Raw genomic sequence first — 18,452 nt, forward strand, 5'->3', positions numbered from 1 at the left:
TTGCTCAGTAACAGGGGATACGAAAATTAGGAGGTGAACAGGATGGCAATCTCTCAAGAGCGTAAAAATGAACTGATCAATGAGTATAAAACTCATGAAAGCGACACTGGATCTGCAGAAGTTCAAATCGCTGTCCTTACTGAATCAATCAACACTTTGAATGAACATTTACGTACGCATAAGAAAGACCACCACTCACGTCGCGGTCTTTTGAAGATGGTCGGTAAACGTCGTAATCTTTTAACTTACCTGCGTAATAAAGACGTTCAACGCTACCGCGTATTAATCAATAAGCTTGGTCTACGTCGATAGTCTGTTAAAGCGGGATTTTTTCCCGCTTTTTTATTAGCCTAAAAAAGATAAAGAATCTTCTATACATATATTTAAACTTCCTTGAAATTGTCCATACTAATAATAATTTGTCAAATAAAATCCAGTTTTTATGTAACAGTCAATGGCGCTATATACCTGAAATCATGCTTTGCCGTGATTCAGGCAGAGAGGGGTAAAATAAATGGAACAAAATAAACACGAATATTCCATAGAATGGGCAGGCCGCAAGCTTACTGTTGAAATAGGCCAGCTCGCAAAGCAGGCTAATGGAGCAGTTATGGTGCGTTACGGCGACACAGCTGTTTTAAGTACTGCTACAGCATCAAAGGAACCAAAAAATCTGGACTTCTTTCCTTTAACTGTAAACTACGAGGAGCGTTTGTATGCAGTAGGAAAAATCCCTGGTGGCTTTATTAAACGTGAAGGCCGTCCAAGTGAAAAAGCGATTTTGGCAAGCCGTTTAATCGACAGACCAATTCGTCCTCTTTTTGCAGACGGTTTCCGAAATGATGTCCAGGTTATCAGTATTGTAATGAGTGTGGATCAGGATTGTCCGCCGGAAATGGCTGCGATGTTTGGTTCTTCACTTGCTTTAAGTGTTTCGGACATTCCATTTGAAGGCCCGATCGCTGGGGTAATTGTTGGACGTATTGATGGTAAATTTATCATCAATCCAACTGTGGAACAAAGTGAAAAGAGCGATATTCATTTATCGGTTGCGGGAACAAAGGACGCAATCAACATGGTAGAAGCGGGTGCCCTTGAGGTTCCTGAAGAAGTCATGCTTGAGGCAATCATGTTCGGTCATGAGGAAATCAAGCGTCTAATTGAATTCCAGGAAAAAATTGTGGCTGAAATCGGTAAAGAAAAATTGAATATTGTTTTATTTGAATTAGACAAAGAACTTGAAGCAGAAGTAAGAGGAATGTGCGAAGGTGAAATGGTACAGGCTATTCAGGTTCAGGAAAAGCACGCCCGTGAAGCGGCCATAAAAGAAGTCAAAGCCAAAGTTCTGGAGAAATACACAGAGCAGGAAGCAAATGATGATACGTTAAAACAAATCAAGCAAATCCTTGATAAGATTGTTAAGGGTGAGGTTCGCCGTTTAATTACTGAGGAAAAGGTTCGCCCGGATGGCCGTGGATTAGAGGAAATTCGTCCGCTGTCTTCACAGGTTAATTTATTGCCTCGTACTCATGGTTCAGGCCTGTTTACCCGCGGTCAGACTCAAGCATTAAGCATATGTACGCTGGGTGCAATGGGTGACGTTCAAATATTGGACGGTTTAGGACTTGAAGAAGAAAAACGTTTTATGCACCATTATAACTTCCCTTCCTTTAGTGTAGGTGAAACAGGTCCAATCAGAGGACCGGGCCGCCGTGAAATCGGGCATGGAGCATTGGGTGAAAGAGCACTTGAGCCAATCATTCCTTCTGAAAAGGATTTCCCATATACTATCAGGCTTGTATCTGAAGTATTGGAATCCAATGGCTCCACTTCCCAGGCAAGTATCTGTGCTAGTACGCTTGCGATGATGGATGCTGGTGTACCTATTAAAGCTCCTGTTGCCGGAATTGCTATGGGTCTTATTAAGTCTGGTGAATACTATTCTGTTTTAACTGATATTCAGGGAATGGAAGACCACCTTGGGGATATGGACTTTAAAGTAGCAGGTACTGAAAAAGGTGTTACTGCACTTCAAATGGATATTAAGATTGAAGGTCTTTCTCGTGAAATTCTTGAAGAGGCGCTTCAGCAGGCTAAAAAAGGCAGAATGCAAATTCTTAAATCTATGCTTGCTACTCTTTCTGAACCAAAACCGCAGCTTTCCAAGTATGCACCTAAGATTTTAACCATGAAAATCAATCCGGATAAAATCCGTGATGTTATTGGGCCAAGCGGTAAGCAGATCAATAAAATCATTGAAGAAACTGGCGTAAAAATTGATATTGAACAAGATGGCACAGTGTTCATTGCTTCAACTAATGAAGAAATGAACCAAAAAGCTAAGCAAATTATTGAGGATATTGTTCGTGAAGTTCAAGTTGGTGAACAATACCTTGGTAAAGTAAAACGAATTGAAAAATTCGGAGCTTTTGTTGAAATATTCGCTGGAAAAGATGGATTGGTCCATATTTCCGAACTTGCTGAAGAGCGCGTAGGAAAAGTAGAGGATGTTGTTTCCATCGGTGATGAAATTTTGGTAAAAGTAACAGAAATCGACCGTCAGGGCCGTGTAAATCTATCACGTAAAGCTGTTCTGAAAGAACAAAAGGAAAGAGAGCAAAAAGAACAAAATCAAGAGTAACACAAAACAGGTATGAAAGGTTAACGTCTCCACGACATATGACAGTGCCTTTCACGCCGGCCGTTGTGCAGTGCTCCAGCTTGCTCTTATTGCTGCAAAATATATATGGAAGTCAGGGGCAACCCTGACTTTTTCCATGTAATAAACCTTACATAAAACGTTCTACCTTGTCCCTCTTCTTCATAATGTTTAAGGAAGGGGGATGTCTAAATGAGGAAAGCAATAAAGATAGCTATACTATTAACAGCAGTCTGGCTGGTTGCTGGCAGCCAAATAACCAATTTTTATAAGGGTGTTATAAAAGCGGAGGTACTTCCTGCTGTGAAACATGGAGACCCCTTGTACCAGGTAATTGTTAAAAACGCTCCCAAATATACGATAAACCCTTCTGATGCAAAAATTGACCGTGTTTGGAAGATGATCCCAGGCTATAATGGCATAAAAGTGGATGTGCCTTCGTCCTATAGAGCCATGAAAAAAAATGGACGGTTTGAAGAAAATAAACTGGTATATGAACAAATAAGACCCGGAATACATCTTAACGATTTGCCGCCTGCACCGATATATAAAGGGAACCCGGACAAACCAATGGTCAGTTTTGCGATAAATGTTGCGTGGGGAAATGAGTTTCTTCCTGATATGCTTGCTACACTTAAAAAGCATAATATCCATACAAGTTTCTTTCTGGAGGGAAATTGGGTAAAGAAAAACCCAGAGCTTGCCAAAATGATTGTTGAAGCAGGACATGAGGTTGGAAACCACTCCTATTCACACCCTGATTTAAAACATATGTCTGCTGAAAAAACGAGACAGGAGCTTCTTACCACAAATGAGGTAATAGAAGCTACAACTGAAGTGAAAGTAAAATGGTTCGCCCCCCCGAGTGGCAGCTATCGGGACGAGACTATTAAAATTGCCAATGATTTAAAAATGAAAACCATCATGTGGACTGTTGATACAATTGATTGGCAAAAGCCTTCTCCTGATACCATTATCGAACGTGTGGTAGGAAAAGCCGGCAATGGATCCATTGTCCTCATGCACCCTACCGCTTCAACTGCCAGGGCCCTTGATCGCCTTATCAGTGATCTAGAGAGAAAAAATTTAACAATTGGCACTATCTCTGATTTAATGAATGAAGAGAGGATTATCGAAAATAATCCGAAGAATTAGCAAAAAGTTGGAGAAAATAATTATAAATTGATTTGCTGCGAAGGCGGACAAATTGCCTATGAACAGGAGGACTTCTTTTGATCAAGAAATATACATGCCAAAATGGAGTAAGAATTGTACTTGAAAATATCCCGACTGTCAGATCCGTTGCGATCGGGGTATGGATTGGAACTGGGTCCAGAAACGAGTCACCTGAAAATAACGGGATTTCTCATTTCCTGGAGCATATGTTCTTTAAAGGTACCAAAACCAAATCTGCAAGGGAAATTGCCGAATCATTTGACAGCATAGGCGGCCAGGTAAATGCCTTTACGTCAAAGGAATATACCTGCTATTACGCAAAGGTGCTGGACACTCATGCTCAATTCGCACTAGATGTCCTATCTGATATGTTCTTTAATTCTACCTTTGTAGATGAGGAATTAAAAAAAGAGAAAAATGTAGTATTTGAAGAAATCAAAATGTATGAGGATACTCCGGACGATCTTGTTCACGATTTATTGGGCAAGGCTGTGTATGGCAGCCATCCGCTTGGATATCCTATTCTGGGAACCGAAGAGACACTAGAAACCTTCACTGGTGAAAAACTGCAGCAGTATATTCATGAGAGATACACACCGGACGATGTTGTTATTTCCATTGCAGGAAATGTTTCCGAAACCTTCATTAATGAAGTAGAAAAGTACTTTGGTTCCTATGAAGGCGGAAAAGGGGAAAGAGGAGAAACAAAACCTGAATTCCATGCCAATCGCATTGCAAGGAAAAAGGAAACAGAGCAGGCACACCTTTGTATTGGCTTTGAAGGTTTGCAGGTCGGCCATAAAGATATTTACAGTTTGATTACACTTAACAATATTTTGGGCGGAAGCATGAGCAGCCGTTTATTCCAGGATGTCCGTGAACAAAAAGGTCTTGCTTATTCAGTTTTCTCCTATCATTCTGCCTATCAGGACAGCGGTATTGTTACCGTTTATGGAGGTACAGGAGCTAAGCAGCTTGATACCCTGTTTGAAACCGTTCAGGAGACACTGGATAAGCTTAAGAAGGATGGCATCACGTCCAAGGAGCTTAATAACAGTAAGGAACAGCTAAAGGGAAGTTTGATGCTAAGCCTTGAAAGCACAAACAGCCGAATGAGCCGAAATGGTAAAAATGAGCTTCTTTTAAAACGTCACCGTTCACTTGATGAGATTACGGAGCAAATTGATGAGGTTACTGAAATTAGTGTAAATGATTTAGCTAATACTATTTTTACAGATCATTACTCTGTTTCTGTTATTGGACCTGAGGGTGAAATGCCTCAAAAATTAAGATAACCTAATTTCCAATCCTAAAACAGTCCTTTTATGGGCTGTTTTTTTGTAGTTTTTGCATGTTAACGAAGGCGGGGCGATTTTCTTGCATTTTATCCTATTACGAGTTTTTGTGCACTATATAGATGCTATAGAAAGGCAATCAAGTTTACTAAATTTTAAAGTGGCAAAATCCGCGACACTCCTCGAAAATGCATTCGCATTTCCTTCGTGCGGTGTTTTTCCAGGATGCTAATTCAATGTCCTGCGGAAAAACGAGCCAGCCGAGACCCCACAGTGAGCAACGAGCGAGGAGGCTCGGTGGTTCGTCCGCGGAAAGGGAGCGGATTTTTGAAAATATCAACAGCTGATTTTTACATGTTACAAAAAGATCATATGTAAAAAATAAGTCTCCTTCATTTAATAAGTCTATTTTTAAAAAAACACCGATAAACTAGTACTAAACAACATGGAGGGGGCTGCCTATATTGCGTTTGAGTGAATTGAGCGGCAAAGAAATTGTAGATGTGAAAAAGGCTGAGCGTTTGGGTATCCTTGGGCAGACAGATTTGGAAATTAATGAAGGAACCGGTCAAATACAAGCTCTCCTTATTCCTTCACTAAAGTGGTTTGGCCTTAGAAAGCAAGGGGATGAAATCAGAGTCCCCTGGAGCCATATCAAGAAAATTGGATCGGATATGATTATCATTGATGTAGCTGGCCAAGGACAAGAGGAATAGTTTTTTTAATAAAGAGTTTATTAACCCAGGCATGAGTCAGATGCCGGGGCTTTTTTTTTAGATAGGGTTTATATACTCACCGAAATGCCCTTACGTTCATAAGATGTTGAAGTAATAAAAGAATGTAATTAAGGATCTTTTGAAAAGAAGGTGAATGTTTTCATGCTGACAGGTATGCAGATTGCCGTTATCGGCGGAGATGCAAGACAGCTGGAAATTATCCGGAAGCTAACCGAGCTGGATGCCAAGATATCACTGGTTGGCTTTGAGCAGCTAGACCATGCCTTTACTGGTGCTGTGAAGGAAAAAATAGATGAAGTTGATTTTTCTAATATGGATGCCATCCTACTCCCCGTTCCAGGTACAAATCTTGAAGGGCAGGTTGAAACCATCTTTTCCAATGAAAAGGTGTATTTTACAGAAGAAATCTTACAAAAAACACCTGCACATTGTACGGTCTATTCTGGTATTACCAATAGTTATCTAAATGGGATTATCAGTAAGACAAAAAGAGAACTCGTTCAGCTCTTTGAACGGGATGATGTTGCCATTTATAATTCGATTCCTACCGTAGAAGGAACTATCATGATGGCCATACAGCATACAGACTTTACAATTCACGGTTCGAATGTTGCCGTTTTGGGTCTTGGAAGGGTTGGGATGAGTGTTGCCAGAACCTTTCACGCACTCGGAGCAAAGGTAAAGGTTGGAGCCAGAAAGAGCGAACATATTGCAAGAATTACAGAAATGGGCGTGGAACCGTTCCATTTAAGCGAAATAGAAAAAGAGGTTAGAGATACAGATATTTTAATTAATACCATCCCGTATTTAATCGTAAGCGCCTCGGTTTTATCCAAGCTGCCTGTGCATACTCTCATCATCGATCTGGCATCAAAACCAGGGGGAACGGATTTCCGCTATGCCGAAAAGCGTGGAATCAAAGCATTACTCGCCCCGGGGCTTCCGGGAATTGTTGCGCCGAAAACAGCTGGACAGATTTTGGCAAATGTTCTGTCTCAATTGCTGCATGATAAGCTGGATAATAGAAAGGGGAACGCTCAATGAGCTTAAAGGGTAAACGTATCGGTTTTGGATTGACTGGTTCACATTGTACGTATGATGCGGTATTTCCGGAAATAGAGAAATTGGTAAATGCAGGGGCAGAGGTCCTTCCGGTAGTAACTTTTACCGTTCAAAGTACAGATACCAGATTTGGTAAAGGTGAAGATTGGATAACAAGGATTGAGGAGCTTACAGGACATAAGGTAATCGACTCCATTGTTAAGGCGGAGCCCCTTGGACCCAGAATTCCTTTGGACTGTATGGTCATTGCTCCTATGACTGGAAATACAATGAGTAAGTTCGCGAATGCCATGACAGATTCCCCGGTTTTAATGGCTGCAAAAGCTACATTAAGAAACCAGAAGCCTGTAGTGGTCGGTATCTCTACCAATGATGCGCTGGGCTTAAATGGTATGAACTTAATGAAATTAATGGCAACGAAAAACATTTATTTTATTCCTTTTGGCCAGGATGATCCTGTTAAAAAGCCTAATTCAATGGTTGCCAGAATGACAATGCTATCGGAAACTATTGAGGAAGCAATAAATGGAAAACAACTGCAGCCAGTGCTGGTAGAAAGGTATAAAGATCAGGATTAAGATTCATTCTCTCGTAAGTTAAAAGGTTATCCTTTCGGAGGGAATATGGTAAAATAAATTAATGCTTTTTAACAAACAACAACCCAGTTAGGAAGCGAGTGTTAATTTTTATTTTTCAGGAGCTTAAAGCATCCTGTCGATATTCCCGAAGAAATAACCAAGAGATTTTTGAAACTGCAGAGAGAGTGGAAGGGGTTTTTGGAATGAAAAAGCAAAACGGATACCATGTTGCCGTTGTTGGTGCAACTGGCGCGGTTGGACAGCAAATGATTCAAACATTGATGAACCGGAACTTTCCGATTGAAAAATTAACATTATTATCTTCTGCCAGATCAGCTGGAACTACTAAAGTAATCAATGGCAAAGAATATACGATACAGGAAGCAAAGCCTGAAAGCTTTGAAGGCGTAGACATAGCTTTGTTCAGTGCAGGCGGCAGCGTGTCAAAAGAACTTGCACCTGAAGCTGCAAAACGGGGAGCAATTGTTGTAGACAATACAAGCGCATTCAGAATGGCAGAAAACATTCCTCTAGTGGTACCAGAAGTAAATGAAGAGGATTTGCACAAACATAATAATATTATTGCTAATCCAAATTGTTCTACCATCCAAATGGTAGTTGCTCTTGAGCCAGTGAGGAAAAAATATGGCTTGAAGAAGATCATTGTTTCAACTTATCAAGCTGTTTCCGGAGCGGGAGCAGTAGCGATCGAGGAATTAAGAGCCCAGACAAAAGCTATTGCAAATGGTGAAAAGCCAGAAGCAAACATCCTGCCTGTAAAAAGCGGTGAAAAGCATTACCAAATCGCATATAATGCTATTCCTCAAATCGATAAATTTGAAGAAAATGGCTTTACATTTGAAGAAATGAAAATGATCAATGAAACGAAAAAAATTATGCACATGCCGGAGCTGCAGGTTTCTGCGACATGTGTAAGGCTTCCGGTAGAGACAGGCCATTCTGAATCCGTTTATTTTGAAGTAGAACAGGATGGCGTTAGTGCCGAGGAAATTAAGGCACTTCTTAAAGATGCCCCAGGAGTAGTACTGCAGGACGATCCGGCTAACCAAGTATATCCAATGCCTGCAAACTGTGTTGGTTCAAACGATGTGTTTGTTGGCCGTATCAGAAAAGACCTGGATGAATCTCGCGGATTCCATATGTGGGTTGTTTCCGATAACCTTTTAAAAGGTGCAGCCTGGAATTCAGTACAGATTGCTGAAAGTTTAATGAAACTAGATATTATTTAAAAGAGATAGACAACACAAAGGCAGGTTTGAGGTGTAATAATGAAACTTATTGTTCAGAAATTTGGCGGAACGTCAGTAAAAGATGAAAAAAGCCGGATGCATGCCCTAAGGCATATAAAGCAGGCATTATCTGACGGATACAAAGCGGTTGTGGTTGTATCTGCCATGGGCAGAAAAGGAGATCCGTACGCAACAGACACCTTGCTTTCCTTAATTGGCGGGAACCTCAGCAAGATTAGCAAACGGGAACATGATTTACTTCTTTCCTGCGGGGAAGTTATTTCGAGTGTAGTCTTTTCCAATATGCTCCTTGAACATGGAATCAATGCTACAGCCTTAACTGGCGCTCAGGCAGGGTTCCGGACTAATGCAGACCATTCCAATGCGAAAATAATGGAGATGAAATGCGACCGCCTATTGCGGGAACTGGAGACTTCAGATGTAGTAGTAGTAGCCGGTTTTCAGGGAGCAGCCAAAAATGGTGATGTTACAACGATTGGACGCGGCGGAAGTGATACATCGGCTGCAGCCCTTGGTGCTGCCTTAAATGCGGAATGGATTGATATTTTTACCGATGTCGAAGGAATTATGACAGCAGATCCACGTATCGCTGAAAACGCCAGGCCATTATCTGTTGTAACTTATACAGAGGTTTGCAACATGGCTTATCAGGGGGCAAAGGTTATACACCCCCGTGCGGTAGAGATTGCGATGCAGGCGAAGGTTCCCATTCGGATTCGCTCAACGTATTCGGATAGTCCTGGAACTCTCGTAACTACTCTTAATAAGGAAAACAGGGGCAGTGACATAAAAGAAAGGCCTGTAACAGGGATTGCACATGTGTCCAATGTGACTCAAATTAAAGTTACAGCTAAAAAAGGGCAGTATGATCTTCAGGCAGAAGTCTTCAAGGCTATGGCAAATGAAAGAATCAGTGTAGACTTTATCAATATTTCTCCGAATGGAGTGGTTTACACGGTTTCTGAGGAAATGACCAATAAAGCAATTGAGGTATTGGAAAGCCTTGGCCATGACCCAGCCTTGGAACGTAATTGTGCGAAGGTATCAGTCGTGGGAGCAGGGATGGCTGGAATGCCAGGAGTTGCATCGAAAATTGTCGTTGCTCTTTCTGAACAGGGAGTGCGGATTTTGCAATCGGCTGACAGCCATACTACTATTTGGGTTCTGGTTAAACAAGAGGATCTGGTTAAGTCAGTAAATGCCCTCCATGATGCCTTTGAATTGGATAAAGAACATCTGGAGTACGAGAAGAAAGATTTGTAATCAGAACAAGTAATAATAAAAAGGATATCCTCCGGGCTGGTGAACAGTAATTTGTCCAATCAGCCCGGCCAGGTGGAGGGAGCAGAATAAATGGCGATTTTCGGACGAGTATCTACCGCAATGATTACCCCTTTTGATAAAAAAGGACATATTGACTTTGCAAAAACAACCCAACTTATTAACTATTTAATTGAAAATGGAACAGAATCACTCGTTGTTGCTGGAACAACTGGAGAATCACCAACCCTATCAAAAGAAGAAAAACTGGCTTTATTTGACCATGTTGTTAAAGCGGTTGATAAAAGGGTTCCAGTCATTGCGGGAACTGGAAGCAATAATACTTACGCCTCAATTGAACTGACCAAAAAGGCAGAGCAATTGGGCGTTGATGCCATTATGGTGGTTGCTCCATATTATAATAAGCCAAATCAGGAAGGGCTCTATCAGCACTTTAAAGCTGTGGCTGAGGCAACAACCCTGCCAGTAATGGTTTACAATATACCAGGCCGTTCAGTTGTAAATATTCTACCTGATACAATTATCCGCCTTGCGGAGATTCCAAATATTGTGGCCGTTAAGGAAGCAAGCGGCGATCTAAATGCAATGACACGGATTATTGCCATTACTTCTGATGATTTCTATCTTTACAGCGGTGATGACGGAATCACTCTTCCAGTACTTGCTATTGGCGGAGCAGGAATCGTTTCGGTTGCATCCCATGTAATAGGAAAAGAAATGCAGGAAATGGTTCAAGCCTTTTTAAACAAGGAAAATGAAAAGGCAGCTCTCCTCCATCAGAAGCTGCTCCCAATTATGCAAGGGCTCTTTGCAGCACCAAACCCATCTCCAGTCAAAACTGCACTGCAGTTAAAGGGATTGGATGTTGGTTCAGTCCGCCTGCCTATGGTGCCGCTAACCGAACAGGAAAGAGCTACATTGGCCTCACTTTTAAATTTGTAAATAATATACAAAGCCAGCAGGAAAAATCCCTGCTGGCCTTTCTTTAGCTAATTAGAATTTAGATCCATAAATTCTGAACGCACGACGGACAGGAGGTCCTAGTCAGGCGAAAGGCACAGGATGTGCCGTTTTGAGCGTGATAAGCAAAATTAGGGCATTCGCCAAAGGACTTGGTGTATTCCAAGTTTTTCCAAGCTAAATTTTAACGAATGCAGATGCGGACAACGTAAAGTCTGTTATTCGCCGGGTATCTTTATATTTGCGATTTATTTCCGATGGCTGTGTTATTAGCCTTGATTCGAAAACTATTAGCTATAACGAGCATGGCAATTACAGTTGTTATAAGCAGGCCATGCATGCTCGCAACCATTTCAGGCAGCGGCAGTTTTTTTAACAGAAGAGGTGCAACCAGGAATCCAAGTGCAAATCCCAGGGATTTCAACAAATTTCATACTCCAAAAATTCTTCCGCGAATCGAATTATCTGCTTTTTGAAGAATTGTGGAATAAAGCGTGGTAAATGCCGCATCAAAAATCCCAGTAAAAAAAGCAAAGGGAAAGACTACCAGGGGATTAACGGATGACAGAAAGGTGATAAAACCGGCAGACATTAGAGAAGCAGAGACAAAGCCTACTACATAAAGCCGATGCCCGTCAGCCACTTAAGCTTTGGCAGAATTATGGTGGATAGCAGAACCTACTCCCCAAAATCCCCAAATAAACCCGTAGTAGAGACTCAGCCGGACTGGATCCGTTTTTTCCGCCAGCAAGGGAATCCCGATATTGTGTGAACTTCCCGCGAAGGCTCCCACCAAAAATACAATATTTATCATGAGAAGATAGGGAGCTAATTTAATATAAGAATAAACCTCTTTAAGATCGAGACCAATGGCCTAATTTTATCTTTTACTCCATTTGCCAATGGCTTCATCTGAGTCTCCTCTTGATCCCATTTCATCTTCATTAATACACAGGCGGAAACGATGTAAGTAATAGCATCAATAAGAAGGGTGGCTTTGAATCCCAAAAAGCTGGTAATGATGCCGGAGGAGATAAATCCTGCAACCATACTTATGGAGGTCAGCCGTGAGATAAGAGAGTTCGTCTCGAGTACTTTATCTTCTCCAAAAATTTGAGGAGTTTCAGCACTGAAGCTGACGGCAAAAAAGCTTCCGCTTAACCCAATGAATAAAGAAACAGCTGTTATCATCACTGGATTAGGAAAAGGAATGACAAGGAGAATAATAGCACCCCTTAACCAGTCTGTTATAATCATAATTTTTCTTCTATCAAACCTGTCTGCCACCAGGCCGGACAAAATGCTGGAAATGACACCTCCGAAGGTGCGCAGTGCCATAGAGGCAGCAAGCCAGCCCGAGCTGTCTGTAGCGGCGTAAACAACCGCATTTAATGCGATCATATCCATAAAGGATCCCAGATCGGAGAAAGCTTTTACATATAAGTAGATTTTTCTGTTCATACTGTACATCTTTTTTTTATAAGTTGACTGTTAAAAGGAACTCTGCGACACTCCAGTAGAAAAACGGGCTTTTAAGACCCTACATCCAGGCACGAGACAGGATGCTTGACTGATTGCCCGCGGAAAGCGAGTCTATTTTTGCTTTAATTACACAACAAAGTTTAAAAAGAGCCTAAATAAAAACCAATAAAATTTAACAGTTAAATATTATTGTAAGGTTAGGGCACTTGTTTCGCAATGCGGAATTTGCCCTCTTTTATGAAATTTCTGATAAAGTTAAAAATCAAAAAATGAAAGGTATACGGTAATTGGTTGTAAAGCCTTTCAAATTTCAAGTATAATGGTTGTAACTGATTTCGATCGGCACAACATCAAAGTAGGAGGAAGCATAACTTGAGAAAGAGAAAGAATAATACCATCAAGCTTATAGCGCTTGGAGGAGTAGGAGAAATAGGCAAGAATATGTACGTGGTAGAAGTGGACAAGGATATTTTTGTCGTTGATGCCGGCTTAATGTTCCCCGAGGATGAAATGCTAGGCATTGATGTCGTAATTCCTGACATTTCCTACCTTACTGATAATAAGGAAAGAGTAAAAGCAATTTTCCTTACCCATGGCCATGAAGACCATATCGGAGCCTTAACCTATGTACTCCGCAAAATGGATGTTCCTGTATACGGAACTCGCTTAACACTGGCTCTTGCCAAGGCAAAAATGAAGGAACAGGACTTTAGGGGGAACCCGGAGTTTATTGAAGTGGATTCAAGTTCGGTTATTGAAATGGAGTCCGTTAGTGTAAGCTTTTTTAGAACCAATCACAGCATTCCTGATTCTGTGGGAATATGTTTCCATACGTCTGAGGGAGCGATAGTGCAGACAGGGGATTTTAAGTTTGACCAGGCAGCTACCAAATTGTATAAAGCGGAAATCGGAAAAATGGCTGGTATAGGAGAAAAGGGTGTACTATGCCTTCTTTCAGACAGCACAGATGCAGAAAAACCCGGTTACACAGTTTCTGAAGCAAATGTTGCACAGGAAATGAGCAAAGCATTTTTCAATGCACCAGGAAGAATTATTGCAGCTTGTTTCGCATCTGACGTAAATCGTATTCAGCATGTCTTTGATTCCGCGCTTGAAAGCGGCCGAAAAGTAGCTGTAGTAGGGAAAAGTCTTGAGCGCATTTACCATATCGCCCTTGATTTAGGCTATTTGAATGTAGCTGAAGATCTCATTATCCCAATTGCGGACATCTCCAACTATCCGGAAAGGGAAATTGTTGTTCTTACAACAGGCAGCCAGGGTGAACCGATTGAAGCTCTGCAAAAAATGGCCAAGCAAACTCATAAACAAGTAAATATTCAAAATGGAGATACTGTTATAATAGCTGCTTCTCCGTTAAAGGGCAGCGAAGTATTTTTGTTTAAAACCGTTGATATGCTTTTCCGCGCGGGTGCAAACGTGATTTCCGGAAGAAGAACCATTCACGCCTCGAGCCATGGCAGCCAGGAAGAATTAAAATTCATGATTAATTTAATGAATCCCAAATTCTTTATTCCCGTACATGGTGAGTATAGAATGCTGAAGGCTCATATGAAAGTAGCACAGGCATGTGGAATTCCGTCTGAGAATATCTATATTGCCGAAAAAGGGGAAGTTATTGAAATTAAGGATGGTAAAATGATGCCAGGAGGCAAGGTGCTATCTGGAAATGTTCTGATTGATGGCATTGGAGTAGGGGACGTAGGCAATATAGTTCTCCGCGACAGACGCCTTTTATCCCAGGATGGTATTTTAATTGTAGTTGTCACTCTTTCAAAAAAAGAGAAAAATATAGTTGCAGGGCCCGAAATCATCTCCCGTGGATTTGTGTATGTCCGCGAATCTGAGAAGTTAATGGATGATTCCGTAAAGCTGGTAAGAGACGTAGTAGAAAAGAATGTTGCAAAAGAGTCTTTTGACTGGTCCAGTTTAAAACAGGAAATGAGAGATGAGCTGAACAGGTTCTTGTTTGAAAAAACAAAAAGAAGACCAATGATTATGCCGATCATCATGGAAGTAGCAGAGAAAAAAGCATAAGGATATCGAGGAAAACGGCGGGCAGAAATGCTTTGCCGTTTTTTTTAGAGTCAGTATGGTGTTGGTAGAAAGGCTTGAGCACATTCTGCTTATAAAAAGGGGACTAAAAGTGTTCAATAATGGCTGCAGAGAGAACAACCCGCTTCAAGAAGAGTCGCCAAATTTCTAATAAGTAATTCATCATAATATTTTGTGCCAGTTGTTTCTAATTCTACAGGAATGAATTTACCCTAAAGGATAATACTAACCATATATTATGTCTGAAGGGAGAACTTAGGATGAATAATGACTATACACAAAATGACATGGAGCAGGAGCCACAAAAGGAAGAAAGGCCTGCTTCAGCTCTTATAGAAAAAATCCAGCAGCTTGGTCAGACAAATGTTCCGCAGCTTTCCAGTGATTCTAAGATCCATTGCCTTACAATAATTGGCCAGATTGAAGGTCATCTTGCACTGCCGCCGCAAAATAAGACGACTAAATATGAGCATTTGCTTCCACAACTGGTCGCTATCGAGCAAAACCCAAATATCGAAGGTCTGCTTGTTGTTCTAAATACAGTTGGCGGTGATGTGGAGGCTGGTCTTGCTATTTCAGAAATGCTTGCTTCGCTTTCGAAGCCTACCGTTTCCATTGTTTTAGGAGGAGGCCATTCGATTGGAGTGCCGATTGCAGTATCTTGCAATTACTCTTTTATAGTAGAAACAGCCACGATGACGATTCACCCAATTCGTCTTACAGGATTGGTAATAGGAGTTCCACAGACATTTGAATATCTTGATAAGATGCAGGAGCGCGTCGTAAATTTTGTAACGAAGCATTCAAATATAACAGAAGAAACGTTCAAGGATTTAATGTTTGCAAAAGGAAACCTAACAAGAGATATCGGTACGAATGTAATTGGAACAGATGCAGTAAATTCAGGCCTGATTGATGAAGTCGGCGGGCTGGGTTTAGCAATGAAGAAACTTAATGAACTGATTGATCTTCATAAATCGCAAAGTGCTGAGGGGCTGGTTCAATGATTCTATATACAGTTATGCCGCTTGAACAGGTTTTCCCTGAAGAAAGCACTGTTTACGGAAAAGTAAAGCAGGTAACATTTCAAGGAATCCCTCTCATGGTGGAAGCGGAAGATTTTCAATATGCCAGGGTTGTGCGGGTTTTAAGCACAAATCCACAGGATTTTCTGGATGAAAGATGCTGTCCGGGAACCAAAATTTCTTTTTCATTTCTGGAAGGTTTGTCCTCATAAAGGCGACATTATGGTATAATCAGGGTAGGGAGACAAAGGCAGCCATATGAGGCTGCTTTCTTCCTTTATTACATATTTATGAGGACTATGTGCGGTAAAACCAAACAAGAGAAGATATATTAAAAGAAACATAAGGTGATCAAATGGCCAAAAAAAAGCGAAGACAAACAAGAAAAAAAGATAATCCCTTAAAAAGAACAGCCCAATTTGAATTGACAGGGCTTGTTTTATTATCTTTATCCATCATTGCCGCAGCGGATTTGGGCCGGGCAGGGAAAGTTTTCATTAACTTTTTCCGTTTTTGGATGGGTGAATGGTACATAATTAGTGTGATTGGGCTAATGATAATTAGTATTTATTTAATGTGGAAAAGAGAAGTTCCTTTTTTCTTTAGCAGGAGATTAATAGGGCTTTATTTTCTTATTGGCTCTATTTTATTATTCGACCATATTTATCTCTTTCACTCTCTGTCTAAGGATGGAGCATTTGAGAATGCAAGTGTTATAAAAAGGACCTTTAATCTTTATAAAGATGAAATATACGGAAGAACCAGTACACATGAGCTTGGGGGCGGCATGATCGGGGCTGTGCTGTTTGCCATGACATACTTCCTTTTTGCTGAAACAGGGGCAAAGCTGGTTGCCGTTCTTTTTATCCTGATTGGGATTACTCTGCTTACAGGCAGGACGGTCGGGGATGCATTGGGAAGAATCCTTCCTGCCATGTTTGGCTTTGGGAAGGATCAGTGGGATGCATTTAAAACTGATGTTTCAGAATGGAAACAGAAAAGGCAGGAAAACCGCTCTGAGCAAAAAGAAGAGAAGAAAAAAGCACGGTCTGAAAAACCAGCCAGTGCTCAGGCACCAGTTACAACCATTCCTCAGGCCAATACAGAGGCTGTGGATGATATTATCCCTGAACCGATTATTTCGAGCTTTGCAGACCGTGCCTATCCGGAAGAACGGCAGCCCAAAGAAGTGCATGAAGAAGCCAAGGCGAAAAGTAAACCGGATAAGACAGAGGCTCAGGAGGAGGATAATACTCCTCCAATTACCTTTACCGAGGTTGAAAATCAGGCATATGAATTGCCTCCGTTACGATTGTTGAAGCTTCCGGGAAAAACTGACCAAAGCGGGGAATATGAATTAATCCATGCTAATGCTGCCAAACTTGAAAGAACCTTCCAAAGTTTTGGTGTTAAAGCACGTGTTACCCAGGTACACTTAGGCCCAGCTGTTACAAAGTACGAAGTGCATCCCGATGTGGGTGTTAAGGTTAGCAAAATAGTAAGCTTAAATGATGATTTGGCTTTAGCGTTAGCGGCCAAAGATATCCGAATAGAAGCCCCTATTCCAGGAAAATCAGCTATCGGAATTGAAGTTCCAAACTCAGAGGTAGCAATGGTATCATTGCGGGAGGTCCTAGAATCAAAGCAAAACGACAAACCTGATGCCAAGCTCCTTATTGGGCTGGGGCGAGATATTACGGGTGAAGCGGTTTTAGCCGAATTAAACAAAATGCCCCATCTTCTTGTTGCTGGTGCAACAGGAAGCGGAAAAAGCGTATGTATAAATGGCATTATAACGAGCCTCTTAATGAGAGCTAAGCCTCATGAAGTGAAACTGATGATGATCGATCCCAAAATGGTTGAATTGAATGTATATAACGGTATCCCTCATTTGCTTGCTCCAGTAGTAACCGATGCCAAGAAGGCATCTCAGGCTCTAAAAAAAGTAGTTAGCGAGATGGAACGCCGCTATGAATTATTCTCACATACGGGAACAAGAAATATTGAAGGCTATAATGACCACGTGAGAAAACACAATCTGGAAGAAAACGATAAGCAGCCGTTGCTTCCTTATATTGTCGTAATTGTCGATGAGCTTGCTGATTTAATGATGGTGGCCTCGAACGATGTGGAAGATTCCATTACACGTCTCGCTCAAATGGCCCGTGCTGCAGGTATACATTTAATTATCGCAACCCAGCGCCCTTCCGTTGATGTTATCACAGGTGTCATCAAGGCCAATATTCCCTCAAGGATTGCTTTTGCTGTTTCCAGTATGACGGATTCAAGAACCATATTGGATATGGGTGGAGCGGAAAAGCTTCTGGGCAGAGGAGATATGCTCTTCCTTCCTGTTGGAGCTTCCAAGCCTGTCAGAGTACAGGGAGCATTTTTATCTGATGAAGAAGTAGAAGATACAGTGAATTTCGTAATCTCCCAGCAAAAGGCTCAATATCAGGAGGAAATGATCCCTGATGATATTCCCGAAGCCAGTGGTGAAGTGGATGATGATTTATATAAGGATGCAGTTGATTTGATTGTGGAGATGCAAACTGCTTCTGTTTCTATGCTGCAGCGCCGTTTCCGGATAGGTTATACAAGGGCAGCCCGCCTCATTGACGAAATGGAGGCCAGGGGAGTTGTAGGGCCTTATGAAGGCAGCAAACCACGTGCAGTACTTGTAACAAAACCAAAAGAAGAAGCTAGTTCGTAAAAAAAGGCTGTATTCGTTTTATAGATGACAGAACGTGATCTTGTCCATTAGAAAAGGTCTTTCATACGGGGTATGAAAGACAAAAAGGGTCGAAGCACCAAAAATATCTTAAATCAATCAGCAAAGTTTTTCTAAACGCC

16 protein-coding genes are annotated in these 18,452 nt (G+C 41.4%); 14 read left to right on the top strand and 2 right to left on the bottom strand.

Annotated elements, in window-relative coordinates; all coding sequences use genetic code 11:
• The first annotated feature begins 42 nt into the window (after positions 1-42).
• From rpsO to dapA, 10 genes are all read left to right on the top strand, one after another.
• Positions 43-312 (top strand): 30S ribosomal protein S15, encoded by a 270-nt coding sequence (rpsO, locus tag G8761_RS04295; protein ID WP_027322387.1) that lies wholly within the window; start codon positions 43-45, stop codon positions 310-312.
• A gap of 202 nt (positions 313-514) precedes the next feature.
• Complete coding sequence (gene pnp / locus G8761_RS04300) at positions 515-2,641, top strand: polyribonucleotide nucleotidyltransferase (RefSeq protein WP_166024003.1); 2,127 nt, start codon at positions 515-517, stop codon at positions 2,639-2,641.
• Between the two features lie 210 nt (positions 2,642-2,851).
• Positions 2,852-3,814, top strand: coding sequence for a polysaccharide deacetylase family protein (locus tag G8761_RS04305; RefSeq protein WP_166024005.1), 963 nt, complete (start codon positions 2,852-2,854; stop codon positions 3,812-3,814).
• A 77-nt stretch (positions 3,815-3,891) separates the two neighbouring features.
• Complete coding sequence (locus G8761_RS04310; RefSeq protein ID WP_166024007.1) at positions 3,892-5,130, top strand: M16 family metallopeptidase; 1,239 nt, start codon at positions 3,892-3,894, stop codon at positions 5,128-5,130.
• Between the two features lie 464 nt (positions 5,131-5,594).
• Entirely contained in the window at positions 5,595-5,846 is a 252-nt protein-coding gene (locus tag G8761_RS04315; RefSeq protein ID WP_166024009.1) for a YlmC/YmxH family sporulation protein, read from the top strand.
• A gap of 162 nt (positions 5,847-6,008) precedes the next feature.
• A complete protein-coding gene (gene dpaA / locus G8761_RS04320; protein ID WP_166024011.1) occupies positions 6,009-6,911 on the top strand; it encodes a dipicolinic acid synthetase subunit A in 903 nt (300 codons plus the stop codon).
• Positions 6,908-7,507: a dipicolinate synthase subunit B gene (gene dpaB / locus G8761_RS04325; protein WP_166024013.1), complete on the top strand. Its 600-nt coding sequence runs from the start codon at positions 6,908-6,910 to the stop codon at positions 7,505-7,507. The genes dpaA and dpaB overlap by 4 nt, the downstream gene beginning before the upstream one ends.
• A gap of 203 nt (positions 7,508-7,710) precedes the next feature.
• Positions 7,711-8,757, top strand: a complete 1,047-nt coding sequence (gene asd / locus G8761_RS04330) for an aspartate-semialdehyde dehydrogenase (RefSeq protein WP_166024015.1) — start codon at positions 7,711-7,713, stop codon at positions 8,755-8,757.
• A gap of 39 nt (positions 8,758-8,796) precedes the next feature.
• Positions 8,797-10,041 carry an aspartate kinase gene (gene dapG, locus G8761_RS04335; protein WP_166024017.1) on the top strand — a complete coding sequence of 415 codons (1,245 nt, stop codon included), beginning with the start codon at positions 8,797-8,799 and terminating at the stop codon, positions 10,039-10,041.
• Positions 10,042-10,131: 90 nt separating this feature from the next.
• The gene (gene dapA, locus G8761_RS04340; RefSeq protein WP_166024019.1) at positions 10,132-11,001 is read left to right on the top strand and encodes a 4-hydroxy-tetrahydrodipicolinate synthase; all 870 of its coding nucleotides are present in this window, start codon (positions 10,132-10,134) and stop codon (positions 10,999-11,001) included.
• Between the two features lie 253 nt (positions 11,002-11,254).
• On the opposite strand, the gene G8761_RS26980 is transcribed toward dapA, so the two are convergent.
• The gene (locus G8761_RS26980) at positions 11,255-11,446 is read right to left on the bottom strand and encodes a hypothetical protein (RefSeq protein ID WP_243449883.1); all 192 of its coding nucleotides are present in this window, start codon (positions 11,444-11,446) and stop codon (positions 11,255-11,257) included.
• A gap of 401 nt (positions 11,447-11,847) precedes the next feature.
• Positions 11,848-12,480 carry an MFS transporter gene (locus G8761_RS26985; protein ID WP_243449884.1) on the bottom strand — a complete coding sequence of 211 codons (633 nt, stop codon included), beginning with the start codon at positions 12,478-12,480 and terminating at the stop codon, positions 11,848-11,850.
• A 393-nt stretch (positions 12,481-12,873) separates the two neighbouring features.
• On the opposite strand from G8761_RS26985, the gene G8761_RS04350 reads away from it, so the two are divergent.
• The 4 genes from G8761_RS04350 to G8761_RS04365 all read left to right on the top strand — a co-directional run bounded on the left by G8761_RS04350 (position 12,874) and on the right by G8761_RS04365 (position 18,312).
• Positions 12,874-14,556 carry a ribonuclease J gene (locus G8761_RS04350; RefSeq protein ID WP_166024021.1) on the top strand — a complete coding sequence of 561 codons (1,683 nt, stop codon included), beginning with the start codon at positions 12,874-12,876 and terminating at the stop codon, positions 14,554-14,556.
• Positions 14,557-14,861: 305 nt separating this feature from the next.
• Entirely contained in the window at positions 14,862-15,581 is a 720-nt protein-coding gene (locus tag G8761_RS04355) for a ClpP family protease (RefSeq protein WP_166024204.1), read from the top strand.
• The gene (locus G8761_RS04360; RefSeq protein WP_166024023.1) at positions 15,578-15,811 is read left to right on the top strand and encodes a YlzJ-like family protein; all 234 of its coding nucleotides are present in this window, start codon (positions 15,578-15,580) and stop codon (positions 15,809-15,811) included. The genes G8761_RS04355 and G8761_RS04360 overlap by 4 nt, the downstream gene beginning before the upstream one ends.
• A 143-nt stretch (positions 15,812-15,954) precedes the next feature.
• Entirely contained in the window at positions 15,955-18,312 is a 2,358-nt protein-coding gene (locus G8761_RS04365; protein ID WP_166024025.1) for an FtsK/SpoIIIE family DNA translocase, read from the top strand.
• Positions 18,313-18,452: the final 140 nt, after the last annotated feature.

Source organism: Neobacillus terrae (assembly GCF_011393025.1).
Classification (GTDB): domain Bacteria; phylum Bacillota; class Bacilli; order Bacillales; family Cytobacillaceae; genus Neobacillus_A; species Neobacillus_A terrae.